Source organism: Campylobacter sp. RM6914, assembly GCF_004803835.1.
Taxonomy (GTDB): Bacteria; Campylobacterota; Campylobacteria; order Campylobacterales; family Campylobacteraceae; genus Campylobacter_A; species Campylobacter_A californiensis.
The window spans coordinates 1,756,462-1,782,759 of record NZ_CP012545.1 but is presented as its reverse complement, the minus strand read 5'-3'; the positions used below and the strand labels follow the sequence as shown (position 1 = coordinate 1,782,759).

Genomic DNA, 26,298 nt, shown 5'->3' with positions numbered 1-26,298 from the left:
ATTTTTCCTTTTATCCGTAATCCAAATATTTTATCTTAAAATTAATAAATTGTTTGTTAAACTATTAAGAAATGAAGTTATTCACACTGTGAATAAGTAGTGAAAAAATATTGAAAAGGCAGTGATGAAAATTTTAGGGATAGACCCGGGAAGCCGAAATTGTGGTTATGCCATAATAGAAAAAACAGTGAAAAAAACATCTTTAATAGAAGCGGGACTAATCAAAATAAAACCAAGTACTCTTCAATATCAAATCACCGAACTTTGCGAAGGACTTGATGTTATATTTAAAAATCACAGCTTTGATGCTGTGGCGATAGAGGATATATTTTTCGCTTATAATCCAAAAACTGTTTTAAAATTAGCACAGTTTCGCGGTGCTCTAAGTCTTAAGATACTTCAAATTCATGGAGAATTTGCCGAATACACACCACTTCAAGTAAAAAAAGCCGTAACCGGTAAAGCAAAAGCGCAAAAAGAGCAGGTGGCATTTATGGTAAAAAAGATACTTGGTATAACTAAAGAGATAAAACCGCTTGACATAACTGACGCTATAGCGGTTGCATTAACTCACGCAAATAACTTACGTATCTAAATTTAGTATCTCATTTTGGTTTTAAAATTTATTTAAAGGATAAAAATGGCGATTTTAAAGGCATTGTTGATAGGTGGTGTAAAAGACTACGGCTTTGAGTTTGCAAAAGATACTTTAAATAAACCTTGGAAAACGGCGATGTTTAAGAGCGCTCAAACTGGCGAAGTTTTTGCAAATGAGCTTGGCTTCGTGGGTGACAGCGTAGCTGACAGAAAGCATCATGGCGGGGTGAAAAAGGCGATATTTGCCAACTCTTATGAAAACTACGCAAAGTGGGAGAAATTTTTAGAGTTTAAAAATTTACCATTTGGCGCCATGGGAGAGAATCTAACCATAAGCGGACTTGATGAGAACAGTGTATGTGTTGGTGATATACACCAGATAGGCACACTGATTTTAAGGGTAACTCAGCCACGAAAGCCATGCTTCAAGCTCTCAAAACGCTGGCTAAATGAAGACATGGCAAGCGAAATTTTTAAAACTGGTCGCACTGGCTGGTACTATGAGGTCTTAAAGGCTGGTAGTTGCAAGGCTGGAGATGAGATAAGGGTAGTAAAAGCCCAAAATTCTCTTTCTATCATGCAAATAAATCGGCTATTTTACGCGCCAAATGAAAATTTAGAACTGATGGAGCGGTTTTTAGCGCTTGAGGTCTTGCCAAGCACATGGCATGACGATATCAAAAGACGCATGGACGGCGTATATGATACATCTTATATGAGAAATTTATAGGGGACTAGCCCTATAAATTTACTTTGCCAAAAATGGCTTTACCACCGCCCAAACAGCGTCAAAATTTTCTAAAAAACAAGGGTGTGATGTGTCAGGGATGATAGCTAGGCTAGCGTTTGGCAAGCTCTGATAGGCATTTACCGCCGTTTGCAAGTGTGAGTTCATATCGTTTTGTCCGTTTATGACAAGCACGTGAGCTGAAATTTTGCTAAAAATTTCCTTACTAACGACCGCGCCGTTCCACATATTTTCATACATTTTTAAAAACTCGGCGTATCTTTTTGGCTCACTCATCAAAGCTTCTTGTTGTGCTATAAATTTAGCGTCATACGCACGCCACTCATCAAGGCTAAAAACAAAGCGTTTGTTTGTAGCTAAAACCTCTCCGGCACCGATAGTTACGATCTTTTTAGCCATTTTTGGATATTTTGCCCCAAAGGCGTATGCACTATATCCGCCGTCGCTAAATCCTAGCAAATTTACGGCTTTTTCTACCTTTGCATGCTTTAAAACCGCCATTATGTCATCAGCCCTTTGCTCTAAACTAAACGGAGTTTGACCGATGTCAGACTTGCCGTGCGCGCGGGTAGAGATGGCGATGACTTGATATGTTTTCTTTAGCTCATCGATAAAGCCACCCATCTCATACATAGAGCCAAGCCCACCGCCGTGAAGCACGACTACGACCTCGCCTTTGCCGTAAATTTCATAGTAAATTTTAGCGTCCCCACTTTTAGCAAATTTACCGCCATTATCGCCGTAAGGCATGCTAAATTTTGGCGAATTCTCACCTTGCATAAAGTATCTAAGCTCCGCACTAAACGCAAACTGTGTTAAAAGTAATAAAACAGCTAAAATTTTTCTCATTTTATAAACCCACCTATCTTACTCATAAATACCGCACCTCTTGGCTCTAAAAGCTTTTTAACCTCATCGCCAACCTCGCCGTAGATGTAAAATTTACTTGTTACGCCTAGTTTTGGTAGCTCTTCCACAAGACTAGCTAAATTTTTTATATGCGCTAAAACGGCTTCTTTATCTTTATACCTCTCGATAACATGAAGCTCATCACCATTTATGCTCCACTCATACATCAGCGTTCCAGCCTCATTAAATGCAGAATTTACCGCCTTTTCTATCACCTCTTTTACGACTTTTATGTCGCTATTTACCGGTTTTGTGATGACTACTATAGAAATTTGCTCGTTCATTTTTGCTCCTTTAAATTTAAACTCTTGTCATTTTTGCACGTGATTTTGCTAGTTTTATCTCATCAAATTCAGTGAAATTTGCTATCACTTCATCTAAATAAGCTAAAACCTCATCCCTATCCTCAGGCATATTTGCCACCAAAGGCACCGCATTTGTCGAGGTAAGGGCGTAAATTTCAGTCTCTATCTTAGTTCCCGCTACAAATTCTCTCATCTCCTCTATGCGTTCAAGCTCGCCAGCCTCTTTAAATTTACCGCTTCGCATATCCTCATACATCTTAGTATCAGGCACCACGGCTACGGTTGTATAGTATATGCGTATTGGGCTTAGTTTGTTTATGGTTTCTAGGCTTGTTCGCACGCTTTGTAGGTTTTTGCCAGCTTCGCTTAGTCCGCTTAGATAGATTAGCCCGTACTCTACACCGGCAGCTTCTAGTTTGGTGCATTGCTCTAAGACATCAGCCGCCGTATAGCCCTTATTTACCGCTTTTAACACCTCATCATCAGCACTCTCTACACCGATAACCAGCTCGACAAATCCAGCCTCTTTAAGCTGTTTTATTTCCTCTAAGCTTTTCTTTTTTATATCTTTTATGTGTGTGTAGGTTGTGGTTGTAGCTTTTGGTAGATACTTTTTAAAAAGTTCGGCTATTTGGAGTAGTTTATTTGTATTTAGCGTGTATGGATTGCCTCCACTTGCCCAAATTTTCTTAGCGTTTGGGCGGATTTTTGACGCCTCTTTTAGATCCTCTTCTATCTGACTTAGTGGTACAGCGCGAAATGGATAGCCTTTGTAAAAGTTACAAAAGGTGCACTTATCGTGCGAACAACCAACGGTAGTCTCTATAAATACGCTATCAGCATGCGTTGGTGGTCTAACGATAGATCCGTTATAATGCATATTTTTTTCCTTCGTTTTATTTTACTTTATATCTATAAATACCGATATAACTAATCAAAATTTAGCTCTGTTTAGAAGCTAAATTTCAGTGATAGTGTAGGCGGCTAGCCTTTTTATCATCTCCTCGTTTCTACTATAATACGTCCATTTGCCGTGCCTTTGTGCTTTTAAAAGTCCCGCCTTTAAAAGCATATCAAGGTATGATGAGATGGTGGATTGCGATAGCCCCGCCTTTTCTTGTATGCTTCCCACGCACACGCCGCCTTTTAGATCCACTTCGCCCTCCAAATGACACCCTTGCGGCGGGAAATTTTCGCTAGGGTTTTTAAGCCACGCTAGGATATTTAGTCTAGTCTCATTTGAAAGGGCTTTGAAAATTTCGATTAGTTCGGTTTGCGTCATCATTACTCTTTGATCTTTGGTAGGAAGTCAAGCTTCATTTCTATTAGCTCCCACAGTTTTTTAGGGAAGCGGTAGCTATCTTTTTTATCTGCATCAAGCGTGGTTTCTATCTTATCAAATTCATCGTTTTTTAGTAGGGTCGCCATGTTTGGATTTATCATCACTGATTTGCCAAGTGCGATAAATTCAGTGCTTTTTAGGCTCACGGCTTTTTGTATGTCCTCACTGCTTAGTAAATTTCCAACGCCTATTAGCGGTAGTTTGCCACCTATGCGCTCGTGGATTTGCTCTATCCTTGTGCGGTTTGTATCCGCCCCGCGTCTAGCATGAACGAAAAAGTCATGAAGCGAGATGTGTAGATACTGAAGCTCTTTTTTGCAAAGCTCATCAACAAGGGCAAAGGTCTCACTCATCGTGATGCCGTTATCTCCCGGCTCTTCAGGCGAGAAGCGATATCCGATGATAAACTCAGGCTTGTTTAGACTCTTTTTAGCCTCGATAACCGCATCAGTCACAGCAAGTGGAAATTTCATACGCTTTTGTAAATTTCCACCCCACTTATCCTCTCTTAGGTTGCTTTGTGCTGAGTAAAACTGCTGGATAAGATATCCGTTAGCACCGTGTATCTCAACACCGTCAAAACCCGCTTTTATCGCTAGTTTTGTAGCGTTACCAAAGGCAACCACAAGTGCCTCTACCTCATCAGCACTCATCTCTCTTGCACTGTTTATAGCGCTTGGTGCTATCACATCAAGTCCGTTTGTTAGCTCAGGTATAGCCGTGTATCCTCCGTGGTGAAGTTGTAAGATAGCCTTCGCGCCTTGTGATTTTATAGTATTTGCTAGTTCGCTTAGGCTTTCTAAGTCGCCTTCATCTATGGCGTGGGGCTCACCATCAAAGCTCTTGCCACCGTGTGCTACAAGAGTAGCCGCTGATATAAACATACCAAAGTCCTCTGCTCTGCCTTTTATAAATTCACGCTCCTCGTGTGTGATATGTCCGTTCGCGTCCGAGCCCCAATGTGTCATGGGAGCTACCACTAGGCGGTTTTTGACCTCCACGCCGTTGTTTAGTGTATATGCTTGAAATAAACTTTGCATTCTTATCCTTTTGTAATTTATTTTACGTATTATATATCGATAATTAGCGATTTGTCAATATATAAAGATAAAAAATTTAAAATTTATCGTTAAAATAATTCTTTTAAATAAAGGAGAAAATGATGAAAATAGGCTGGATAGGCTTAGGTGCGATGGGTAAGCCGATGGCTAGTAACCTTATAAACGCGGGCTTTGAACTTTGTGTGTATAACAGAACCGCCTCAAAAACACAGGAACTAGAAAATTTAGGTGCGAAAGCATATAAAAGTATAAAAGAGCTAATCCAAAACTCAAAATTTATATTTATCATGCTATCAGATGGTAATGCTATAAGAGAAATTTTAACCTCAAAAGATGGAGTGCTAGACGCTCTTAGTAGTGGGCAAATCATCGTAAATATGAGCACTATCTCACCGCTAGAAGCACAGGAATTTCACTCATTAGTAAAGCAAAAGGGGTGTGAGTATATAGACGCTCCCGTTTCAGGCTCGGTGGGTGCTGCCGTGTCTAAGACTCTACTTGTTTTGGTTAGTGGCGAAAGCAGGGCAAAAGAGCTTTGCGCGCCATATTTCAAGGCTTTATCAAAGGCTAGCATCGACTTTGGAGATAGTCCAAAAGCAGCGGTGGCAAAGTTATCTATAAATATGCTACTTGGAGTCTTTACGCAGGCGATGGCGGAATCGATAACTTTTGCTGCAAAACTAGGGCTCGAAAAAGAAAAAGTACTTGATATGATAGGGATGTCTGCTATGAATACCCCTCTTTTTGGCTTTAAAAGAGAGCTATTTGCGACAGAAAATTTTCCAAGTGCCTTTGCGCTAGAGCTTATGTCAAAAGACCTTGGACTACTAAAACAGATGATGGACGAACAAGGCTTAAATTTACCACTAAGTGAAATTTCAAACAAGGCGTATCTACAAGCTAAAAATGAGGGACTTGGTAAAGAGGATATGTCAGCGATACTAAAAACGGTAAAAGGGGATAATAGGTAAGCGGTCGGAGCGAAAAATAAAGTGCAAGAAAAGCTGCTAAGCTGATTTTAGCAGCTTTTTAAACACTACTCTTTATTTATACAATTCTCATAAATAAATTTATGCTCTTGCGGTAGGGCGTTGTAAATCGCATTTGCTAAATCTCTTATCTCCCAAAGGGCGGATTTAGAGCTTCGCAAAGAGATGAAATTTTGCAAGCTTCTGGCGTTCACGCTCCAAGTTAGCTCGGTTTTATAGCATTCCGGCAAGCAGTATTTCACAATATCGATACTTGTTGTAGTCGTAGCTAGAATTTCGCGCAAATTTTCAAGCGCCTTTATGCTTGCGTTGTCGATTAACTCATTACCTGTTAGCACGATATACCGGCTTGCGTTTTCAAAGTCACCGGTCTTAAATTCATTCTCTTTTTTAAGCTCTTTTAGCGTGTAACGAGTTGACTTGACGCTTAGACTTGCGATACGATGGCGTGCAAGCTCTTGCAAAAGCGCACGTGAAATGCCTTGTATGTAAAAGTTATAGTATAAATGTTCTAACGTGCTTGCGTGTTTAAATTTATTTCCCACGCGGTCGATCAGCTCGATATCTTTTTCACCACCGTTATCGCTCTTTTCAAAGCTTTGCCAACACGTGCGTATTGCATGTGAGCAGATGTTTAGCGGAGTGAAATTTAGAAGTGTTACTTGCATTTTGTGCCTTTAAATTTTTTTGAGATATTGTAGCTTTTAAGCACTTTGTGTTTGATAAAAAGAACATTTTAAATTTATAGATAGACAAAACTACCTATAAATTTGCTTTATATTTTGTATGTTTGAGCTTAAATTTAAAAGCATAAAATCAGCTATCACAAGTCTTATCATAGCGGTTGCGACGACACTTCCTCGCACTCCTATGCAAGGGTCATGACGACCTCGTAGCTCAAATTCGGTCTCTTTGGCGTTTAAATTTAAGGTTTTTTGGGCTTTAAATATAGACGGTGTCGGTTTAAAATAGCTTTTAACGATGATATCTTCGCCGTTACTCATCCCGCCCAAGATCCCGCCTGAGTGGTTTGTATAAAAGCCGTTTATGCCCATTTGGTCGTTGTTTTGAGAGCCTTTTAGATAAGCAGCATTTATCCCCTCGCCGATCTCGATAGCTTTTACGCCGTTTACACCCATCATCGCTGCTGCTAGCCTTGCGTCAAGCTTATCATATAAACCCTCTCCAAGTCCTGTGGGAGCACCGCTAACTACACTTAGCACGCAAGCTCCTATACTATCGTGTTCTTCTCGAACTTTCATTATAAGCTCTTTCATCGCATCTTCATTGCCAAGTGAAAAAATCTCCGAATTTTTTGCTAACTCCCAGTTAAATTCATTTGTTTTAACATCGCCCACGCTTAAAAGTCCGCTTTTTACAGTTATATTAAACTCATCAAGCATCATTTGTGCAAATGCCCCACCTACAACACGCACCGCAGTTTCTCTGGCACTTGAGCGCCCGCCACCTCTGTGGTCGCGAACGGCGTATTTTTTAAAGTAAGTATAATCCGCATGTCCGGGACGAAAAATTTCACGCAAATTTTCATAGTCGTTTGATTTTTGATTTTGATTAAATATAGCAAAACCTATCGGAGTTCCCGTGCTAACTCCCTCAAAAACTCCGCTAAAAATTTCAACTTTATCGGCTTCGTTTCTAGCGGTTGCAAATTTATTACGTCCGGGGCGACGTTTATCAAGCTCGTTTTGTAAGAAATCAGTATCTATCTTTACTCCAGATGGAAAACCGTCTAATACACCGCCGATCGCCACTCCGTGACTTTCACCAAAGGTTGTAAGCGTTAGTTTTTGTCCGAATGTATTCAAAATTTATCCTATTTTTTTAGTTTTTCAAGTGCGATCTTGGCTGCGGTTTGTTGGGCTTCTTTTTTTGAGCCGCCTGTTGCACGTGAAATTTCTTTACCGTTTAACAAAAGTGCGATCTCAAATTCTTTTTTATGATCAGGACCGGAACTTCCTGTTAGTTCGTAAACGGGAGTTACTCCAAAATCTGCCTGAGTGATCTCTTGAAGAGCGGTTTTATAGTCTTTGACTAAATTTGTAAGGTCGATTTTAGGGTAGCAAATTTCAAGTAGGTTAATGGCTATTTCGCGAACTTTTTCAAGTCCTGCTTCAAGATATACCGCTCCCATTATTGCCTCGTATGCGTCGCTTAAAAGACTGATTTTCTCGCGCCCGCCATTGTTTTCTTCGGCCAAAGAGAGGTTGATGTATTCGCCTATTTTAAGCTCTTTTGCCATCATTGCAAAGCTTTTTTCATTAACGAGAGCCGCTCTGAGTTTACTCATATCACCCTCTGCGATCTTGTTAAATTTTTTAAACAAATACTCACCGACTATCAGATCCATCACCGCATCACCTAAGAATTCAAGGCGTTCGTTATTATAAGGCATTTTTGTGCTTTTGTGAGTTAAAGCTTCATTTAGAATTTTGATATTTTTAAACTCGTATCCGAGTTGTTTTTGTAAATTTTCAAGTTTTTTCATTAATTAACTCTTGTTTTGAATTTTTATGGCTTCATCCCTTGCCATTGTATCGCATTCTTCGTTTTGCGGATGTCCGTTGTGTGCTTTTACCCACACGGCTTTAACCACATGCGGTTTTGAAACAAGGATGTATTCTTGCCAAAGAGGAACGTTTTTGACATTTTTAAAATTTTTCTTTACCCAGCCTTTAAGCCAGTTGTTTATGGAATTTGCGACATATGAGCTGTCGGTGTAGAGATTGACATTGCAAGGTTCTTTGAGTGCTTTTAGACCTTCTATAACGGCTCTTAGCTCCATTTGGTTATTTGTCGTATCGGCTTGCGCTCCACTTGATTTTTTAACTGCGCTTCCATACTCAAGTATATACGCCCAGCCGCCGGCTCCCGGGTTATTTAAACACGAGCCGTCGCTAAAAAGGCATACTGTTTTCATCAGGCTTTTCCGTGATATGAGGTAAAATTTTAACACTTCCTAACTCATGGCACATCGGGCAACGATAAAAGTGCATAGGAAATGAGTTCTTGCAGCTTTTGCAAACGTAGTTAAAGTTAAGTGTGGCTTTATTAAATTCAGCGTCATTTAGGTGTTTTATAACATTTAGTTCAAAGCCTTTTATATCGCTTGGCTCGTTTATAACACCCTTAGCATAAAATAGTCCTCGATACTCTTCGTCGTTTAAATTTACGGCTAAATTTTGGTTATACATGATATCTATAACATCGTCAAGTTTAGCAAATTCAGGGAAATTTTCTAAGCTTTTGCCGTTTTTTAGCCAAAGCTGCATACACATACGTTTTAATAGCTCAAAATCCCTACTCAAAGCTAAAATTTTCTCGCTTTTTTCTTCTATGCTTAGTTCTTTGTCGTTTAAAACAACAGTAGCTTGGATATATGCCTTTTGCGCTCTTATCTCAACCCCAAGCTCCTCAAGTGAATTTAGAGCATAAAGAGCCTCTTTATAATTTTTAAGCTTTTCATCTATCATGGTTAGATATCTTAGTGCGTTTGGATTTCTCGGGCTTAGCTCTAAAGACTGCAAAAACACGTCGGTTGAGCGTTTTAAGAACCCGGCTTTAAAATATACCTCGCCAAGCTCATTTAAGATAAATTCTTTCTCTGCTTTGTTTTTTGTCTTTGCAAGTGCGATAAGAAAGACGCTTATAGCTTTTTCAAAGTCCCCGCTTTTAGAGAATGTTCCACCCAAAATGCTAAGACTTCTGGCGTCGATCTCGGGATTTAAAAGCATTTGTTTGTGTTCTTCGCTTAGACTGCGGTTTTCAAATTTTCTTATAAATTTTTCTATACGCTTCTTTTCATCTTTGCTTGAAAAAACTCCCCAAAAATAACTTAAAGAAGCTATCATAAAAATGATGATAAAAAGGACGATAAGGCTAAATATCGGGTCGCGATGCTCAATAAAAAAAATATCCACGCTCTTGCTTTTAGTTAAATTTAAGTGCATTATAGCAAAGCTATCGTATAATCTCGCTTATGATAGAGCAAAGTAGCATACAAAAATTACTGGATGTAACCGATATCGTCGATGTCGTAAGTCACTATGTGCCTGTTAAAAAAATGGGTGCGAATTTTAAATGCGTATGTCCGTTTCATGATGATAAAAATCCAAGCATGAGCATAAGTCCATCTAAGCAAATTTATCATTGTTTTGCTTGTAAAGCCGGTGGAAACGCTATAAAATTTGTTATGGAATACGAAAAGCTAACATATCCGGAAGCTATAGAGAAATTAGCAAGTATGGCAAATTTTACTCTTACTTATACTCAAGATACGCCCAAGCTAAAAGATGAAAAGCACATTTTAGAGAGTATAAACGCTATGTATAGAGCGGATTTATATAAAAATGAAGATGCGATTAGATATCTTTACTCACGCGGGATAAATGACGCGATGATAGAGAAATTTGAGCTTGGTTGGGCAGGAGAGAGCTTAAAGACTATAAGACTGCTTCAAAACGAACAAATAGAGCCAAAAGAAGCTCTAAATATCGGCATAGTCAAACAAAACGAAAGGGGAATTTACGCTAGTTTTTCACAGCGTATCACCTTTCCTATATATACCCATACCTCAAAACTTGTCGGCTTTGGTGGACGAACCATATCAAACCATCCGGCTAAGTATATAAACAGTCCTCAGTCTGAAGTTTTTGATAAATCCCGTCTTTTTTACGGCTATCATCTAGCACGTGCAAATATCGCTAAAAAACATCAGATCATCATAACGGAAGGTTATTTAGATGTTATAATGCTTCATTATGCGGGTTTTGATAACTCGGTAGCGGTGCTTGGCACGGCACTAACAGAAAAACATCTGCCACTTTTAAAGCGAGATGACGAGCTTAATGTTTTGCTTTGCTTTGACGGGGATGACGCAGGTATAAATGCCGCTGTTAGATCAGCCCATCTTTTAAGTCTTAACGAGATAGACGGAAGTGTAGTTATCATTGCAGGCGGAGCCGATCCTGCCGATATGGTTGCAGCAGGAAAGATAGAGTATCTTAAAGAGCTTTTTAACTCCGGTGTGGAACTTGGCGAATTTTACATAAGACACATCGTAAAAGGCTATGACCTAAGTCGTCCCGTGCAAAAACAAAAGTGCCTAGACGAGATCTTATCCTTTACTAAAAATTTAAAAGCTATCATCGCTCAAAGCTATGCACCTCTTGTTGCAAGTTTGCTAAATATCGATGTTACGGCATTAAATTTAGGAGGCATACGCACAATGCCTATCTTGCCGCAAAATAAGCAAATTTCGCGTCAAAATGTAGCACAAACGCAAAGAAAACATAAGGATATTTTAGAAATTTCTATATTAAAAAGCATGCTTGAAAATGCAAATTTCGAGCAGATAGTGCTTGACGCGATAGATGCTAAATTTTTCATGCATCACAAAGAGGCGTTTGAAGCGGTACTTAAAAGAGATGATGAGGTCTTAATCCGCGAGATAGAGCTTGACGAAAGTGCCATGCCTATAACAAATCAGATCGGACTAATAGATGCGATCAATAAACTAAAGATCAAATTTTATGAAAATTTACAGCGCGAGATAAAAAATTCCGCAGATGAAAACAAATTTGAAAATTTACAAAAAATAGCTTTAATAATACAAAATTTAAAAAGGAAAATATGAAAGCATTAGCATTATTTAGCGGCGGACTTGACAGCATGCTTGCTATAAAACTTATAACAGATCAAGGCGTAAAAGTAACGGCGCTTCATTTTGATACGGGCTTTGGACCAGACTCTGATAAATTTAGCGTCTTAGAGCGTAGAGCAAGACTTGTCGGGGCGGATTTTAAGGTGGTTGATATTAGAAACGAATACCTACGTGATGTGCTTTTTAGTCCAAAATACGGCTACGGAAAGCAATTTAACCCCTGTATAGACTGTCATGGATATATGTTTTACGTAGCCTTAAATATGCTTAAAAGCGAAAATGCGGATTTTATCATCTCGGGTGAGGTTTTAGGACAGCGTCCTATGAGTCAAAGAAGAGAGGCTTTATCGCAGGTTAGAAAACTTGCAAATGATGCCGACGATCTGGTTGTGCGTCCAATGTGTGCAAAGCTTTTAGCGCCAACAAAACCGGAGCGCGAAGGCTGGATAGACCGTGAGAAACTGCTTGACATAAGTGGACGAGATAGAAAACCGCAGCTTGCTCTTGCCAGGCAATGGGGCATAGAAGACTACGCTACGCCGGGAGGTGGATGTTTACTTACGATAGATAGTTTTGCCGTGAAGATAAGAGACTATCTAAAATTTGATAAAGATATGCGTAAGATAGATGTTACTTGGCTAAAATTAGGACGACATCTACGTCTTAAAAACGGAGCAAAACTTATAATCGGGCGAGATGAGGCAGATAATAACGCTCTTGAAGAAAACCCGAACGATAAATTTAACGCTATAGAATTTAACGAGAAAGATGACATCGTAGGAGCAAGGAGCTTTTTAAGCATAAATGCCGATAACGACGATAAAGAATTTGCCGCTAGACTGGCTCTTGCATATACAAAAGCGCCTAAAGATAAGCTGTATGAAGTAAAAATAGGCGATGAAATTTTAAATGTTATGCCGTTTGAAGATAAGAGCTTGGCGCAAGTGTTTTTTGTAAAATAATTTTAACAAAAAACAAATATTTCTTAACTATAAATTAATAACAATAATAGTAGAATACTAAAATTTCAATTTTATTTTTTAAGGTTATAACATGCGTTTTAAACTAGTAAGCAGTGTTGTGGTGTTACTTTCGGTTTGTTTGGCTATATGTTTAAGTGCCTTTTCCTTTACGAATTTTAGCGTCGTCAAGAAGGAGGCTTATACGCTTATATCGGCTTCACAGTATGCTACGCTTCAAAGCGCCGTAAAATTCATGAAAAACTATGTGGAGGCTAAATATAAAGCGCCAAATGAGATAAAAAGATACATTGAGCAAGAGTCTCCAAGTGAGGAGAGCATAATAGACGCACTAAAAACGAGTGCAAAAGTTGCCGACTTATCTTTGCTTTACGTTGGCTATGACAACGGCAGGATGATACGTTCAAACGGTGTTCATCAATGGCCAAGCGACGGTTTTGATCCAAGAAAACGTAACTGGTATGAAGACACTCTAAAAGAAGGCAAGGGTGTTATAACCGATGCCAGGATAGCTGCTACGGGTGGAACGATGGTATCATCTCTAACTTCACCTGTAGTTATAGGCGGTAAGATAGTTGGAGTTGTGTCTGGAAACATCAGCCTAAATGAGCTTAGTGCCGATATCTTGGGTATGAAAAAACATGAAGGCGAGTATATACTAGGTATCGATAAGCATTCACAGTCTGTTATCACTCCAAACCAAGAAGAGCTAATGAAAAAATCAGAGCTTAACAAAGCTTTTCAAGACTTTTTCAACGAGAGCAACGAGGCTTTACTTAGTGGGTTAAAGACATATAAATTTAGTGAAAATGGCGAAGATAAAGTCGCTGTTTGTCTAAAAGAGGATATGCTTGACTGGCATGTTTGCTCGGTAGTTCCATCTTCTGTTTATAGTGATAATGCAAACAAGCTTTTAATCGAGCAAATCGTTTTATCTCTTATCTTTATGATAATTGTTGGTGGTGTTATGTCATACATCTTAAAACTAAAACTTAGACCGCTTGAAGCGATAAAAGATGGATTGAGTGGATTTTTCGACTATCTTAACAACAAAAGCTTTTCAAATAAAAGTATCGATATAAACGCTAAAAACGAGCTTGGCGAAATGGCTGACATGATAAATGAAAACATGAAGCTTATCAAAGAAGCTAAGGTAGCGGAAAATGAATTTATCCAAGATGCTGAAAAATTTGTTCATCGTATAAAAGAGGGCGATTTTAAAGCAAGTCTTGAGGCAAATACTCTAAATCCTGCGCTAAATCAACTAAAAAATACATTTAAAGAGCTTCAAGAAACTCTAAAAGAAAATATCGCGGCAAATAGCACGGATATCATCAAACTTCTCGAAAATTTCAAAGCACAAAATTTTACTACAAGAATAGACGATAACGGCAAAATGGCGATTGGTATAAACGCTCTTGGCGAAGAAATTTCAAATATGCTAAAAAATAGCTTTGCTCAGGCTCAACTTTTAGAAGAAAAAGCTAAAAATTTAGCCACATACATGGAGCAACTAACTAGCGGTGCTAACGAGCAGTCAAACTCACTTCAAGAAAGTGCTGCAGCTATCGAGGAGATGAGTTCATCTATGAATGCTATCTCACAAAAGTCAAGAGATGTAATGAGACAAAGCGATGAGATCAAAAACATTATAGTTATTATTAGAGATATAGCAGATCAAACAAATTTACTTGCACTTAATGCCGCTATAGAAGCTGCACGTGCAGGAGAGCATGGACGTGGATTTGCTGTTGTTGCTGATGAAGTAAGAAAGCTAGCAGAGAGAACTCAAAAATCTCTAGGTGAGATAGAAGCAAATACAAATGTATTAGCCCAATCAATCAATGAGATGAGTGAAAGCATAAGAGAGCAAAGTGAAGGTATAAATATGATAAACCAATCTGTTGCTCAAATAGATACTTTAACACAGCAAAATGTTCAAGTAGCTAATAAAACCAATCAAGTAACTTCTGAAGTAGATGAGATGGCTAAGAAGATAGTTGAGGATGTTAAAAAGAAAAAATTCTAAATGTATGACCGCTTCGGCGGTCTTCATAGAATTTATTTAAAAATAAGCTTCGTGGTTGTATAATACACGTCTTTAATCATTTGTCAAGGTAGCTCAGCTGGTTAGAGCGCTGGTCTCATAAGCCGGAGGTCGAGAGTTCAAGTCTCTCTCTTGACACCATAAACTTCAGAAGATACAGAATTTCAAATATTTTTCAAAACTACCTTATGCCAGTGATATCTTGCTGGTAGCTCGAACGGTCTAAATTTTATTTGTGACTTTTAATCTTGGCATTTAAGATCGTATTTTTAAACTTGTTTATGGCTCTGTTATAAAATTTAAAATTAAAATCATAGCAAATCTTACTAAGATACCTGCCTTGCAAGCTTCTTGTAAGATTTGTATGTCTAAGTATCTAGTTTATAGCGCTGCTTCCAAATTTAGAGCTTCTAGGTTTGTTGGTTCTAGTGTGCGAGCTGTTTGATCTAAATTTGCTATCTCTTGACGTGCTGTTTGTATAAGATAAGGCATCATTGGAGCTTCTTTTTTTAGATGTTTTTGTGCGGTTATTACGGCTTTTAAATTTTGCCTCGTCGCCTCTGTTTTGACCCGATGTTTTGACTCTTCTAGCCCTTATAGGTTCAGGCTTTATGCTTTTATCGACCTCAAAACCAGCCGTTTCTATCACGTTTATTTTTTGATTTATTAGCTTTTCTATCTGCGATAGATAGTAGTGCTCATCGACACAAACCAGCGATATCGCCTCACCCTTGTTGCCCGCACGTCCGGTCCTGCCTATTCTGTGCACGTAGTCCTCAGCAACATCCGGTAGCTCGTAGTTTACGACGTAAGGAAGGTCTTGTATGTCAATACCTCTTGCAAATATGTCTGTTGCCACAAGAACCTTTGCGTTCCCATTTTTAAAGTCTTTTAGAGCTTTTAGTCTTGCGCTTTGCGACTTGTTTCCATGTATGGCAGTTGAAGAGATATTGTTTGCTACAAGAGATTCGTTAAGCTTGTTTGCGCCGTGTTTTGTGCGTGTAAAGACTAAAATTTGCCTCCAGTCATTTGTGTTAAGCATATGAAGTAAAAGCTCTTTTTTTCTCTGTTTATCTACGTGATGGACGCTTTGCGTTACGTTATGTGAAGTTGTGTTTCTAGCTTCTGCTTCTATAAGCACCGGTGAGTTTAGAAGCCCATCGGCTAGGCTCTTTATCTGCGCTGAAAAAGTAGCTGAAAACATCAAACTTTGTCTATCTTTTGGTAAAAAAGAGATGATTTTTTTGATACTATGGACAAATCCCATATCAAGCATCCTATCGGCTTCATCCAGCACAAAATGCTCGACTTTTGATAGATCCACACACTCTTGTGATGCGAGATCTAGCAGTCTTCCCGGTGTTGCTATCACGATATCAACACCCTTTTTTAAAATTCTTTTTTGAGTGTATGTATCAACTCCGCCAAAGATAACGGCTGACTTAAAATAAAGAAATTTACCATAAGTCTCAACACTAGCTGCGACTTGAAGTGCAAGCTCTCTTGTGGGAACTAGGACGAGAGCCTTTATGTCTTTCTTGCCTTTTTTGTGAGAATTTTGCAGGTGCTCGAGTATAGGGAGTGTAAAACTAGCGGTTTTACCAGTGCCTGTTTGAGCGCTAGCCATGACATCTTTTTTGGCTAATACGGCCGGTATCGCCTTTGCTTGGATGGTTGTTGGAGCTGTATAGCCCGCCTCTTTGATAGCACGTAGAAGTTCTGTGCTTAGACCTAAATTTGAAAATGACATAAGTGCCTTAATTTTATAAACCTACAAATCTTTTAAAATAAAGCTACGATCTAGGTTGATATTGAAGTTGAGTTGTAGTGAATACAAAAACGAAGTCAGGCACAGACCGATGTGTGCTGAAATTGCGACCATTATATCGCAATATAGTAAATAAGACTATGGTTTAGTAAATTTATAGCATTTGTATTTATTGCTAAGTAAAAGTGACATTTGGCAGGGATTTCCCCGCCAAATTTTAACCCCGTTAATATTCAAATACTGTATTAGGAGCCATTTTCTCTATGTCTTTTTTGTATTTAAAGATAAGAGCTGAGCCTACAGGAGCTGGTTGCATACTGATAAATTTAGCCTTTTTGCCGTCTATTAAAAAGGCGCTTCCTTCAGGTAAGGCATAGACGGTTGAGTTTTGATTTGCTATTAGAAATTCTTCAAGTCTTTCTTCTCTACTCTCTCCGTTGTGTCCTACCGGTTTACCTGAGATAAAGTGTGGATTTATTTGATGAGGGAAGATGCTAAATGTATTAAATGACTCAGGCTCGATGATAGGCATATCGTTTGTTGTCATCATAGATGCACCGGCGACATTTGCGCCTGCACTCCAGCCGATATAAGGTGTGCCGTTTGCGACCTTTTGGCTTATTAGAGCTACTAATTTGTTCTCATAAAGATCGTGGACAAGCTTAAATGTGTTACCGCCACCTACAAAGATACAATCAGCGTTTTCTATCTCTTTAACGGGATCTTTTGCGTGATGAATGCTTACTATATTTAAATTTAATCTCTCAAGAGCTTTTTTGAGTTTTTCTTCAAATTTATCATATCCGGCTCTTAAATTTGCATAAGGGATAAATACGATCTTTTTGTTTTGTAGATTATTAGGTTTGATGATAAGGTCATTTATCCAATCAACTGCGTGCGTTAAAAAGCCCGTGTCTTTATAGCCTGAGCTAGATAGCAAAAGAGCTTTTTGCTTTGAGTAGTCGCGATTGCTTGGGACAAAGGTCCTCTCTTTCTCATCTGCTTGTAAATTTGTAGTTCCTAGCAGGGTTGCTCCTGCACCTAATGCCGCTACCTTTAGAAAATCTCGTCTTGAGCTTTTCATGCTGTCCTCCAAATATTTTTTATATATTATAAAATATGCCTTGAAAGTATATTGCTAGTAATCTTAATATTTAATATTAATATAAAAAATTTAGCTCTAAATTTGATTTAATTTATGTGGCGGTGTTTTGCAAAATGAACTACAAGGAAATTTATTACAACTAATCAAAAGTCATCTATATATGGCATGGATATATTTGATTAAATTTAATAAGGCTTACTGGTTATTAAATATTAACACCCATCTCTCAAGCCTTAAGAGATGGGGTAAAATTTATACTATTCTTTTACGATGCCGTCTTTAGCAAAAGCTTGCATAAAGCGTAGAATTCTATCTTTTTCATCGTCGTTTATCTTAGCAAATGTCTGCATAGCAAGTATGTATGCCTCCCACTCGCCCATTAGGTGCTCTTTTGGCTTGTGAGCTGCGTGGCATGAGCTGCATGTGTCATAATACATTAACTCTATCTCTTCCCATGCGATCATCGCGTCGCTATTTAGCTTTTTAGCATTTACTAGAAATTTAGCCTTAGGCGTAGCCTTGCCTTCGTTTAGCTTGTAAAATGTCACAAATGGCTCTTTTTTAGAGCCACCATGTTTTCTTTGTCATTTACTACTTCGCCAGCTATCTCAACCACAGCCATATCGCCATCTTTTTTGATAACTTTTACGGGCGTTCCTTCGTAAATTTCACCTACTACTTTTTTGTTTTTGGATCTACTAGGTCAGCTTTGATGTCGTTTACAAACATAGTTTGTGAGAAAGCAAAGCTTGATAAAACGGCCATTAGTGTCAATATCTTTTTCATTTACGCTCCTTTTACCACTGGTGCTTTTACGCCAGCGTATGGTTTTACATCTACTTTTTTGATGGCTGCTAAGCATGTATTTACCGATGTTGCTTGTGCCATTTTTGAGGTCGGAACCGATATTGTTAGGATATTTACATGTCCTGCGTTACATCTTGGTTTATTAGCCTTAGCATCTTCTGGATCATACCAAGCACCCTCTTCTACGCTTATAACGCCCTTCATGATGTGTTTGCTAACTACTGCACCACAAAGTATCGCGCCTCTGTCGTTATAAATTTCAACCACATCGCCATCTTTTATGCCATAAGCTTTAGCATCTTCGTCATTTATAAGTACTGGCTCGCGGTTTGCTACTTTATATGCTTTTCTAACAAATGAGTTATCAAGCTGTGAGTGTATCCTGTACTTTGGATGTGGGCTTAGTAGATGAAGTGGATGCTTCTTAGTAAGCTCTGCATCTCCTAGCCACTCAGCCGGTTCAAACCATGTTGGATGTCCTTTGAAGTCATCAAGCCCAAAGCTTGCAAATTTCTCTGAGAAAATTTGTATCTTTCCGCTCTCTGTAACTAGTTTATTTGCTACCGGATCAGCTCTAAAGTCAGCGTGGCGGACAAATTTATAAGCATCTTTGTTTGGCTCAAAGTAGATATAGCCTTTTCCCCAGAATTCATCAAAGCTCATTACGTTTACGCAGTCGCTCTTGTCATAAAAGCCTTGGATGATCTCCATGTTGCTTTTACCCATGCTAAATTTCCTATGCTCTTTTTCGCCAACCATTTTAGCCATAGCATCAAAGACATCGTAGTCATTTTTAGCTTCCCAAAGTGGTTCTATAACCTTTCTCATAGCATAAACATAGTCTTGTGAGTATGAGCCGCCATAGCTTATGTCATCACGCTCAAGTGGCGTTGTAGCTGGGATAACGATATCTGCCATCTTAGCCATCGGTGTCCACCATGGCTCGTGAACTACTACGGTATCAAGTGTGCGAAGTGCAGAGATTAGCTCGTTTGTATTTGGATGGTGACCTAGTAGGGTCGCGCCTGTGATATAAAGTACTTTTAGGTCTGGATATGTTATCTCGCCACCTTTAAATTTGATCTTTTTACCAGGGTTTAGTATAGCTTCGCTGATACGTGAAGCTGGTATATTTATATCTACTTTATTTTTACCTTGTGGTAAACCAGCCGGAAGTCTAGCGCCACTAAATGCTTGACCACCACCGCTATAATGCATAGAAAAGCCAAATCCACCACCAGGAAGACCTACTTGACCTATCATAGAGGCTAGAACCATAAGCATCCAGTCAGCTTGCTCGCCATGGTGAGCTCTTTGCATAGCCCAGTTACCAGCTAGGAATGTGCGGTTTTTAACAAATGTATCAGCTAGTGCTTTGATGATCTTCTCATCAACACCAGTTATCTTAGCTGCCCAAGCCGGAGTTTTTTCTACCATATCTTCAGTCTTGCCAAGTAGGCAAGGTAGGAATTTATCAAAACCATAAGTGTATTTTTCGATAAAGCTCTTGTCATACTGACCACTTGTATATAGGTGGTGGCACATACCAAGCATCATCGCTACGTCAGTGTTTGGACGTATCTGTATCCACTCAGCACCAAAGCGTTTTGCGATAGGAGTGTATTGAGGATCGATGGTTATAAATTTAATGTCTGATTTTCATATTTTTCAAAATATGGGTTGTTGCCACGGTTTGCTATCTTGTAGTCTATCTGGTTACATTTAAACAGATCCGCACCCCACATAACGTATACTTTTGTGTTTTCAAGTATTACTTCGTGGCTGGTTTGAAGTGAGTAAACTTCAAGATCTCCCATGATAGTTGCGTTTACTTTACCGGCAGCACCGTTGCTGTACTCGCCGTCTGTTCCTACCGCGCCACCTATAACTGTGTTAAAAAATCTTCCAGCCACTGCGCCGCAGTTGTGAAGAAGTCCTGGGTGTCCCCAGCCACTGTAGCTTGCGTTATAAATTTGCTCTGGTTTTACACTTGTTAGTTTTTTAAGGATAAGCTTTAGTGCCTCATCCCAGCTAACGCGTACAAATTCCTCTTTGCCACGTAGTTCTGGTGCGTTTTTGCCCTCTAAAAAGCTCTTTCTTACGCATGGATATTTTATACGAGTATCAGAGTAAACTCTATCTATCCAGGCATCGTTTCCTGGGAATTTTGGGTCTTTATCTGATGGTTGTGAGTGGATTTTTGTTATTTTTCCATCTTTTACGTCTGCATAAAATGCACCTAAATTTGAAGCGTGTGGTATGGTTTTTACAGCTTCATCTTTAGCAAATGCGGAATTGGCACTAAGTGCTAGTGCGCCAACGGCAGATGTTTTTAAGAAACTTCGTCTTGAAAATGCCATCTCTTTCTCCTTTTTGTAAATTTTTTCTGAAAATCAATTGATTATATTAAACTTAAGCAAAAAATATAAAAAATTAATATTTAATATATTTTAAACATATAGTGCTATTTTATATGATTTTTGATATTAAAAATAACCGGTAACGAGTTTGTTAAAAATTTGCTCCGTTTTCAAAACCAAATCTCCAAGATGAAAATTCCATATAGCTTACAATTAAGCATGGTTGTTAAATGTTGTAAATAATGCTCCAAGATCGCTGTTTGGATCTCTTTTGTAGCTCAAGTTAGAGTGATAATGTCTGTTATAATTTCATCAAATATCGCCAAATTTTTCTATGCTAAAGAAATTTATAAATACGCTTAGCTGGGCATTCTAAGGATGATCTAATATAGGGCAGTTGGAAGGTTTTGATTTGTTCTTTGTTTAGAAATGAGCCGTTATGCTTACAGTTTATATTAAAAATATTTTAAAACTATACGGTTTGAGCTTACAAATTAGAAGCGAGCTTAGCAAAGATTTGGCTTGTGGCATTAAAGTGGTGCATTAAATTCCCCAAACTACTTATAAAGAAAATACCATGACAAACAATCACGTATGCGTATTTAAAATTGAAAATTCAATGCGTATTGAGATTATAAAAAGATATGAAAATTGGATAAAACGAGCGATATATAAGGTTTATTTGCGGTGTTTATGATGATCATCTAAACTAAGTCGTGTAAGTTAATTAATTTAAACACTCGTTATTTGTTATTGTTTTTACTGATTACAAAGATGTTTTTTCTGCTTTTATGGATATATTTTAGCTCCAGGCCGTGTTTTATAAAAATTTGATTAGCGATATATATGCCAAGTCCAAGTCCGGAACCGGCTACTTCGCTCTTGCGATTAAATATACGGCTAAAGTCCAGCCTTGATGCCTCTAAAGGTTCACCTTCACTTACTATACTAAAAGTCCCTTGTAAAATTTGTACCTCGACATTATTTTTTGAGTATTTTAAAGCATTATCAAGCAAATTTTTAATAGCCGTCGCAAATAACTCATAGTCCACATTAAAAATCTCTGCCTGCTCGCTTGTAAAAATTTTTATACGCCATGTATCATCTCGTAATAGTAAATCCATGGCATGATCTAGCAAATCTATCGCTCGGTATTCGTTAAATTCTAGCTCCCAATCATGAGAGCTAAATTTTTCTATTTTTACAATCTCGTTTAGTATAATCTCTTGGCGAGAAAAAATTTGTTTTAAATCATCTCTAAACTCGTCATCTTTATTTATTCCTGCTATGATTTTGCCTTTCATTACTGGTGTGCGAAACTCATGTAAGATATTTCGCAAAAATAGCTCTCTAGCCTCCTTTAAGTCATTAATTTTCTGCATTGTTGAGTTAAATGCACCTGCTATCTGCTCTAGTTCATCTCCGGTATTCATGACAATGGGGTTAAATTGTTTTTTATAACCAGCGGCTTTAATTTGCCTTTTTAAATTTCTAAGATTAAGCAATTTACCCAAAAGTAAAACAAAAAAACCAAAACTCGCACCATTTATACTCCAAAACAAAGTCCAAAAGCTAGACATGTCTATTTTGTGTGTATTTTCTAAAGCAGAAACATATTTTGTTGATAATACTTCGCTGTAATCATCGGTTTCAAATGCGGCTGTATACATTATATCTTGAACACTTATATGAGTTGCATTTATTTCGTGTGGAACAAAATACATTGTAGAATTATAGTCAATCATGTCAGAATATGTCCCATAAAGTAAAATATCACCGTTTGCCCTTATGTCGTCATTATCAAGATTACTGTAAACTATACCGATTTCTGCAAGTCTTTCCGGTATGTCTATTCCACCATTTTCTCTTATGCGTGTACCAAGCATGAACCTTTGAAAAGTTTGGTATATATGTTCTTTTTGACGACGTTCATACTCTACAAAAAAAGACAAATTAATAACTATCAGGGTTATTAGAAATAGTAGTGAAAAGAGTTTTATAATTGAAATTTTAAGCATTTATAAATTTATACCCTACGCCACGCACTGAGTGTATGAACCGTGGATTCTTAGGGCTATCACCGATACGAGAACGTAATCTGCCTACAAGCACATCTATGCTTTTTAGGCCGCTTTGAAATTTTATTGAGCTTAGGCTTAAAAGCAAATCCTCTCTTGATACGGCAAACCCCTCTTTTTCAAACAAAAAGGCAAATATATCATATTCTGCAAGAGGAAGCTCTAAGATTTTACCATTTTTATAAAGTATATGTTTGTCAACATCTATGGTAAAAATTTTATCATCAGTTACAACAGTTATCCCTCGTCTCAAAATCGCCCGCAGTCTAAAAACAAGCTCGATTGGCTCATAAGGTTTTGCAATATAATCATCAGCTCCTAGTTCAAAACCCTTTATTTTATCAAGTGTTTGCGAGCGTGCTGAACTTATAATGATGGGTAAACTAGGATGTGTTTTGCGAACTAGTGCGCAAACTTCAAGCCCGTCCATGTCGGGCAAGGATAGATCAAGCACAATAGCGTCAAGCAAGTAATTATTGCTCTTTAATATCTCAAGTCCATCTAGCGGATTTAGTGCGATTTGAGTTTGGACATTTTCTTTTTCTAATACTCTTGCTATGAGTTTTGCAAGAGCTTCATCATCTTCTATGAGTAAAATTCTTATCATGTCGCAATTATATCAGATTTTTAAATTCAAAAAAACTTAAACATATATATTAAATTAATATTTTTATGTTGTTACCAAAAATTTACTATATTTACACTTTCTTTACGTTATGATTTGTCAACTTTTTAAAAGGAGACACAATGGAAAAAATGTCAAGACGTGATTTGCTTAAAATGAGTATGGTAGGAGCTAGTGCTCTTGCATTAGGTAGCATAAATTCAAATGCTGACACAATTAAATCAAATGAAGTTAAATTTGACGAGGAATACGACGTTGTCATCATCGGAACTGGCTTTGCTGGCTCTATGGCGGCACTTCAAGCATTAAAACGCGGCTTAAAAGTCGCTTTAATAGAAAAAATGGGTCGCGCAGGCGGTAACTCTGTTATCAATGTCGGAAATATGGCTGTGCCAAATAACGCATTTCAAAAAGCCGAAGGTATAAAAGATAGCAAGGAGCTATTTATAGCTGACTGCTTAAAAGATGGGGTAAATTTAAATCACGTAGATCTTTTAAGTGTTATTTACGATAGAGCAAACGAAGCATTTGAATACCTAAAATCAACAGTTGGCGTTGAGTTTGTACCTAAATGTATATCAGCTAGCGGTCACTCTATCAAGCGTGCAGTTCAAGTAAAAGTAGCAAGCGGCTCAGGCTACATCCAACCTATGCATAAAATGATAGAAGCAAATCCAAATGCTATCATCAAAAAACGAACAAAATTTGATGAGTTTGTTATGGAGGGCGATAGGGTTGTAGGCATAAAATGCCGCGAAAACTACAAATTTGATTCAAGTCTTGCAAGCGATGATCTTGAAAATACAGGTGGCGACGTAAAATACATAAAAGCCAAAAATGGCGTTATACTAGCAGCTGGCGGATTTAGTAGCGACAAATGGTTCCGCGCTCAACAAGTGCCTTATCTAAAAACAAATATAGAAACAGTTTCACAACCGGGTGCGACTGCTGGTGCATTGCTAGCTGCTATGGATGTAGGTGCAAACCCACTACTTCTAAGCTGGATACAATTAAATCCATACACAAACCCAACAGAAAAAGGCTTTGGAACGTCAGCAGTATTTACAAACCACTGCTCAAATGACTATGGTTTAAGCATTAATCCAAAAACAGGCAAACGCTTTATGAACGAGCATGCAGGCAGAAAAATAAAATGCGATGCGATATTTAAAGTTATGGCTGAGGGCGCAAATAATGACAACTATCCTGTAAATATCTGCGACCAAGCAGCAGTAGATCTAAACAATCCGCTTTATACTTCAAAAGGTGTCGAGAGCGGCTCAATCAAGAAATTTAATACTCTTGAAGAGTTAGCAAAAGCTTACAATATACCAGTAGAGCCTTTCTTAAAAACGGTAAGTGACTTTAATGGCTATGTAAAAGCCGAAAAAGACCCTGAATTTGGCAAGCCCTTAAAACAAGCCGATGTTCATGGCATTGATGTATCAAAACCACCATTTTATGCTAGTTTAAGCACTCCTAAAATTCTATACTGCATGGGCGGCATACAGATAAATGAAAAGGCTCAAGTCATATCACGCAAAACACAAAAACCAATTGCTGGACTATACGCTGCCGGAGAAGTAACTGGTGGCATACAAGGCGGCGGAAGACTTGGAACTATGAGTATGAGTGATTGCATGGTGTTTGGTATGATTGCTGGTGAAAACATTTAAACATTATCTTCTAAAAGGCGGGGTGGCTAATCCCTGCCAAATTTAATTAAAACAAGCAAAAGGTTCTTTTATGAAAAGATTGGCATTATTATTGCTATCTTTGGTTACCTGTTTTAGTTTCGTCTTTGGTGATACGAAGTCTGCTGAAACAAACTCAACAAAGATAGTAATGTCTGATGAGCTTAAAGCTAAGTATAAGCTAAAGCCTCATCATGAACATTTGGCGTTTGACTGTATAGATTGTCATGCAAATCAAGGTGACGATCCTAGTAAATTTAAAAACATAAAAGATGAAGGCTGTCTAAGCTGCCACGGCACTAAAAAGCTACTAGCGCAAAGACTTAAATTTATGGATACGCTAAAAGCTAATCCACACAACTCGGTTCACGACGGTCCTACATTATACTGTGACGAGTGCCACTTCGAGCACAAGCCGTCTATAAATATGTGTAGCGAATGCCACGAGCATGAGGTTCCACAATGGATGGGAGTAACACCATGAAAATTTCAAAGAAATTATTAGCTCTTATTGTGGTGATAAGTGGCATTGTTGGATTTTTCGTTGTTTTACCGGTTCATTATGTGCTTGAAGAGACCAGCACGGATAGATTTTGTGGAGTCTGCCACGAGATGGATCCTATGGTTATATCATATCAAAAAGATATCCATGCAGGCAGTGGGGCAATAGGCGTAAAGGCTAAATGTGTTGATTGCCATTTACCTCACGACAACCTAGCCAAATACGTATATCAAAAAGCAGTTAATGGCATAGTAGAGGGCTATATCCACTTCTTTGGCGATCCTGATAGTATAAACTGGGTGGCTAATCTAAAAAATAAAGAGCACTATGTGTTTGACAACGGCTGTATGAGCTGTCATACTAACATCTTAGACACAACAGCTTCATCACAGCAAGCTCAAAAGATGCACGCTCACTACGTTAAACTTCAAGGAAGCGACAAAGAGCTTAAATGTGTAAGTTGCCACGTAGGAGTAGGACATGCTCACGATATGAGAAACCAGCTTGAATACTGGAAGCCTTCGTATAAAATTTACGAGAACAAAATGCTAGAACAAAAGATAAAATCAAAGCAAGAGTTCTTTAAAGATGAATATGAGCCAACCAAACAAGAGAGGGAGTTTTTGGAGAAAAATGTCAAAAAGCCGGCAAATTCACATTAATTCGTACTCAAGTTAGATATTTAAAATTTTTAAAATACA

At 38.2% G+C, this 26,298-nt stretch carries 24 protein-coding genes, 1 tRNA gene and 1 pseudogene; 10 read left to right on the top strand and 16 right to left on the bottom strand.

Going from position 1 to position 26,298, the window contains the following annotated elements; genetic code table 11:
- Nucleotides 1-124 precede the first annotated feature (124 nt).
- A complete protein-coding gene (gene ruvC / locus CCAL_RS09235; protein WP_169972337.1) occupies nucleotides 125-595 on the top strand; it encodes a crossover junction endodeoxyribonuclease RuvC in 471 nt (156 codons plus the stop codon).
- Between the two features lie 45 nt (nucleotides 596-640).
- Nucleotides 641-1,327 carry an MOSC domain-containing protein gene (locus CCAL_RS09230; protein WP_172285157.1) on the top strand — a complete coding sequence of 229 codons (687 nt, stop codon included), beginning with the start codon at nucleotides 641-643 and terminating at the stop codon, nucleotides 1,325-1,327.
- Between the two features lie 18 nt (nucleotides 1,328-1,345).
- Here the strand turns inward: CCAL_RS09230 and CCAL_RS09225 are convergent, their stop codons facing one another.
- From CCAL_RS09225 to CCAL_RS09205, 5 genes are all read right to left on the bottom strand, one after another.
- Nucleotides 1,346-2,194, bottom strand: a complete 849-nt coding sequence (locus CCAL_RS09225) for an alpha/beta fold hydrolase (RefSeq protein ID WP_170016829.1) — start codon at nucleotides 2,192-2,194, stop codon at nucleotides 1,346-1,348.
- Entirely contained in the window at nucleotides 2,191-2,538 is a 348-nt protein-coding gene (locus CCAL_RS09220; RefSeq protein WP_170016827.1) for a putative quinol monooxygenase, read from the bottom strand. The genes CCAL_RS09225 and CCAL_RS09220 overlap by 4 nt, the downstream gene beginning before the upstream one ends.
- A gap of 16 nt (nucleotides 2,539-2,554) precedes the next feature.
- Nucleotides 2,555-3,439, bottom strand: coding sequence for a radical SAM protein (locus CCAL_RS09215; protein ID WP_170016825.1), 885 nt, complete (start codon nucleotides 3,437-3,439; stop codon nucleotides 2,555-2,557).
- A 78-nt stretch (nucleotides 3,440-3,517) separates the two neighbouring features.
- Nucleotides 3,518-3,841 carry an ArsR/SmtB family transcription factor gene (locus CCAL_RS09210; protein WP_170016823.1) on the bottom strand — a complete coding sequence of 108 codons (324 nt, stop codon included), beginning with the start codon at nucleotides 3,839-3,841 and terminating at the stop codon, nucleotides 3,518-3,520.
- A 2-nt stretch (nucleotides 3,842-3,843) separates the two neighbouring features.
- Complete coding sequence (locus CCAL_RS09205) at nucleotides 3,844-4,941, bottom strand: NADH-dependent flavin oxidoreductase (protein WP_170016821.1); 1,098 nt, start codon at nucleotides 4,939-4,941, stop codon at nucleotides 3,844-3,846.
- 122 nt (nucleotides 4,942-5,063) lie between these two features.
- Here CCAL_RS09205 and CCAL_RS09200 point away from each other — a divergent pair, with 122 nt between their 5' ends.
- Nucleotides 5,064-5,933, top strand: coding sequence for an NAD(P)-dependent oxidoreductase (locus CCAL_RS09200; protein ID WP_170016819.1), 870 nt, complete (start codon nucleotides 5,064-5,066; stop codon nucleotides 5,931-5,933).
- Between the two features lie 65 nt (nucleotides 5,934-5,998).
- Here the strand turns inward: CCAL_RS09200 and thyX are convergent, their stop codons facing one another.
- From thyX to CCAL_RS09175, 5 genes are all read right to left on the bottom strand, one after another.
- Complete coding sequence (thyX, locus tag CCAL_RS09195) at nucleotides 5,999-6,619, bottom strand: FAD-dependent thymidylate synthase (protein ID WP_170016817.1); 621 nt, start codon at nucleotides 6,617-6,619, stop codon at nucleotides 5,999-6,001.
- A 90-nt stretch (nucleotides 6,620-6,709) separates the two neighbouring features.
- Complete coding sequence (gene aroC / locus CCAL_RS09190; RefSeq protein ID WP_169938142.1) at nucleotides 6,710-7,777, bottom strand: chorismate synthase; 1,068 nt, start codon at nucleotides 7,775-7,777, stop codon at nucleotides 6,710-6,712.
- An 8-nt stretch (nucleotides 7,778-7,785) separates the two neighbouring features.
- The gene (gene rnc, locus CCAL_RS09185) at nucleotides 7,786-8,457 is read right to left on the bottom strand and encodes a ribonuclease III (protein WP_170016815.1); all 672 of its coding nucleotides are present in this window, start codon (nucleotides 8,455-8,457) and stop codon (nucleotides 7,786-7,788) included.
- A gap of 3 nt (nucleotides 8,458-8,460) precedes the next feature.
- Nucleotides 8,461-8,889: a ribonuclease HI gene (gene rnhA / locus CCAL_RS09180; protein WP_169938146.1), complete on the bottom strand. Its 429-nt coding sequence runs from the start codon at nucleotides 8,887-8,889 to the stop codon at nucleotides 8,461-8,463.
- Nucleotides 8,867-9,889 carry a tetratricopeptide repeat protein gene (locus tag CCAL_RS09175; protein ID WP_170016813.1) on the bottom strand — a complete coding sequence of 341 codons (1,023 nt, stop codon included), beginning with the start codon at nucleotides 9,887-9,889 and terminating at the stop codon, nucleotides 8,867-8,869. The genes rnhA and CCAL_RS09175 overlap by 23 nt, the downstream gene beginning before the upstream one ends.
- Nucleotides 9,890-9,948: 59 nt before the next feature.
- On the opposite strand from CCAL_RS09175, the gene dnaG reads away from it, so the two are divergent.
- The 4 genes from dnaG (at nucleotide 9,949) to CCAL_RS09155 (ending at nucleotide 14,799) form a co-directional block, all read left to right on the top strand.
- On the top strand, nucleotides 9,949-11,604 hold the full coding sequence (gene dnaG / locus CCAL_RS09170) for a DNA primase (RefSeq protein ID WP_170016811.1): 1,656 nt from the start codon (nucleotides 9,949-9,951) through the stop codon (nucleotides 11,602-11,604).
- Nucleotides 11,601-12,593, top strand: a complete 993-nt coding sequence (locus CCAL_RS09165; protein WP_170016809.1) for an argininosuccinate synthase domain-containing protein — start codon at nucleotides 11,601-11,603, stop codon at nucleotides 12,591-12,593. Before dnaG ends, CCAL_RS09165 begins: the two co-directional genes overlap by 4 nt.
- A gap of 91 nt (nucleotides 12,594-12,684) precedes the next feature.
- Nucleotides 12,685-14,640 carry a methyl-accepting chemotaxis protein gene (locus tag CCAL_RS09160; RefSeq protein ID WP_172285156.1) on the top strand — a complete coding sequence of 652 codons (1,956 nt, stop codon included), beginning with the start codon at nucleotides 12,685-12,687 and terminating at the stop codon, nucleotides 14,638-14,640.
- 82 nt (nucleotides 14,641-14,722) lie between these two features.
- A tRNA-Met gene (locus CCAL_RS09155) sits at nucleotides 14,723-14,799 on the top strand.
- Between the two features lie 235 nt (nucleotides 14,800-15,034).
- On the opposite strand, the gene CCAL_RS09150 is transcribed toward CCAL_RS09155, so the two are convergent.
- The 6 genes and pseudogenes from CCAL_RS09150 to CCAL_RS09125 form a co-directional block, all read right to left on the bottom strand.
- Nucleotides 15,035-16,408: a DEAD/DEAH box helicase gene (locus CCAL_RS09150; RefSeq protein ID WP_172285155.1), complete on the bottom strand. Its 1,374-nt coding sequence runs from the start codon at nucleotides 16,406-16,408 to the stop codon at nucleotides 15,035-15,037.
- Between the two features lie 244 nt (nucleotides 16,409-16,652).
- Nucleotides 16,653-17,510 carry a dipeptidase PepE gene (gene pepE, locus CCAL_RS09145; protein WP_170017248.1) on the bottom strand — a complete coding sequence of 286 codons (858 nt, stop codon included), beginning with the start codon at nucleotides 17,508-17,510 and terminating at the stop codon, nucleotides 16,653-16,655.
- A gap of 278 nt (nucleotides 17,511-17,788) precedes the next feature.
- On the bottom strand, nucleotides 17,789-18,079 hold the full coding sequence (locus CCAL_RS09410) for a hypothetical protein (protein ID WP_228026768.1): 291 nt from the start codon (nucleotides 18,077-18,079) through the stop codon (nucleotides 17,789-17,791).
- Between the two features lie 238 nt (nucleotides 18,080-18,317).
- Nucleotides 18,318-20,698 (bottom strand): annotated as a pseudogene (locus CCAL_RS09135) (molybdopterin-dependent oxidoreductase).
- A gap of 743 nt (nucleotides 20,699-21,441) precedes the next feature.
- The gene (locus CCAL_RS09130) at nucleotides 21,442-22,716 is read right to left on the bottom strand and encodes an ArsS family sensor histidine kinase (RefSeq protein WP_216656463.1); all 1,275 of its coding nucleotides are present in this window, start codon (nucleotides 22,714-22,716) and stop codon (nucleotides 21,442-21,444) included.
- Nucleotides 22,709-23,383 carry a response regulator transcription factor gene (locus CCAL_RS09125; protein WP_169938189.1) on the bottom strand — a complete coding sequence of 225 codons (675 nt, stop codon included), beginning with the start codon at nucleotides 23,381-23,383 and terminating at the stop codon, nucleotides 22,709-22,711. Before CCAL_RS09125 ends, CCAL_RS09130 begins: the two co-directional genes overlap by 8 nt.
- 140 nt (nucleotides 23,384-23,523) lie before the next feature.
- Here CCAL_RS09125 and CCAL_RS09120 point away from each other — a divergent pair, with 140 nt between their 5' ends.
- From CCAL_RS09120 to CCAL_RS09110, 3 genes are all read left to right on the top strand, one after another.
- Complete coding sequence (locus CCAL_RS09120; RefSeq protein WP_170017264.1) at nucleotides 23,524-25,077, top strand: flavocytochrome c; 1,554 nt, start codon at nucleotides 23,524-23,526, stop codon at nucleotides 25,075-25,077.
- A 70-nt stretch (nucleotides 25,078-25,147) separates the two neighbouring features.
- On the top strand, nucleotides 25,148-25,579 hold the full coding sequence (locus CCAL_RS09115) for a cytochrome c3 family protein (protein WP_172285153.1): 432 nt from the start codon (nucleotides 25,148-25,150) through the stop codon (nucleotides 25,577-25,579).
- The gene (locus CCAL_RS09110; RefSeq protein ID WP_172285164.1) at nucleotides 25,576-26,259 is read left to right on the top strand and encodes a cytochrome c3 family protein; all 684 of its coding nucleotides are present in this window, start codon (nucleotides 25,576-25,578) and stop codon (nucleotides 26,257-26,259) included. Before CCAL_RS09115 ends, CCAL_RS09110 begins: the two co-directional genes overlap by 4 nt.
- Nucleotides 26,260-26,298: the final 39 nt, after the last annotated feature.

Coding starts and splice junctions, on each gene's coding strand:
- CCAL_RS09120 (WP_170017264.1), top strand. CDS start 23,524: ATGGAAAAAATGTCAAGACGTGATTTGCTTAAAATGAGTATGGTAGGA.
- CCAL_RS09225 (WP_170016829.1), bottom strand. CDS start 2,194: ATGAGAAAAATTTTAGCTGTTTTATTACTTTTAACACAGTTTGCGTTT.
- CCAL_RS09165 (WP_170016809.1), top strand. CDS start 11,601: ATGAAAGCATTAGCATTATTTAGCGGCGGACTTGACAGCATGCTTGCT.
- CCAL_RS09150 (WP_172285155.1), bottom strand. CDS start 16,408: ATGTCATTTTCAAATTTAGGTCTAAGCACAGAACTTCTACGTGCTATC.
- CCAL_RS09115 (WP_172285153.1), top strand. CDS start 25,148: ATGAAAAGATTGGCATTATTATTGCTATCTTTGGTTACCTGTTTTAGT.
- dnaG (WP_170016811.1), top strand. CDS start 9,949: ATGATAGAGCAAAGTAGCATACAAAAATTACTGGATGTAACCGATATC.
- thyX (WP_170016817.1), bottom strand. CDS start 6,619: ATGCAAGTAACACTTCTAAATTTCACTCCGCTAAACATCTGCTCACAT.
- rnhA (WP_169938146.1), bottom strand. CDS start 8,889: ATGAAAACAGTATGCCTTTTTAGCGACGGCTCGTGTTTAAATAACCCG.
- rnc (WP_170016815.1), bottom strand. CDS start 8,457: ATGAAAAAACTTGAAAATTTACAAAAACAACTCGGATACGAGTTTAAA.
- ruvC (WP_169972337.1), top strand. CDS start 125: ATGAAAATTTTAGGGATAGACCCGGGAAGCCGAAATTGTGGTTATGCC.
- CCAL_RS09110 (WP_172285164.1), top strand. CDS start 25,576: ATGAAAATTTCAAAGAAATTATTAGCTCTTATTGTGGTGATAAGTGGC.
- CCAL_RS09220 (WP_170016827.1), bottom strand. CDS start 2,538: ATGAACGAGCAAATTTCTATAGTAGTCATCACAAAACCGGTAAATAGC.
- CCAL_RS09210 (WP_170016823.1), bottom strand. CDS start 3,841: ATGACGCAAACCGAACTAATCGAAATTTTCAAAGCCCTTTCAAATGAG.
- CCAL_RS09130 (WP_216656463.1), bottom strand. CDS start 22,716: ATGCTTAAAATTTCAATTATAAAACTCTTTTCACTACTATTTCTAATA.
- pepE (WP_170017248.1), bottom strand. CDS start 17,510: ATGAAAAGCTCAAGACGAGATTTTCTAAAGGTAGCGGCATTAGGTGCA.
- CCAL_RS09230 (WP_172285157.1), top strand. CDS start 641: ATGGCGATTTTAAAGGCATTGTTGATAGGTGGTGTAAAAGACTACGGC.
- CCAL_RS09125 (WP_169938189.1), bottom strand. CDS start 23,383: ATGATAAGAATTTTACTCATAGAAGATGATGAAGCTCTTGCAAAACTC.
- CCAL_RS09215 (WP_170016825.1), bottom strand. CDS start 3,439: ATGCATTATAACGGATCTATCGTTAGACCACCAACGCATGCTGATAGC.
- CCAL_RS09160 (WP_172285156.1), top strand. CDS start 12,685: ATGCGTTTTAAACTAGTAAGCAGTGTTGTGGTGTTACTTTCGGTTTGT.
- CCAL_RS09205 (WP_170016821.1), bottom strand. CDS start 4,941: ATGCAAAGTTTATTTCAAGCATATACACTAAACAACGGCGTGGAGGTC.
- CCAL_RS09200 (WP_170016819.1), top strand. CDS start 5,064: ATGAAAATAGGCTGGATAGGCTTAGGTGCGATGGGTAAGCCGATGGCT.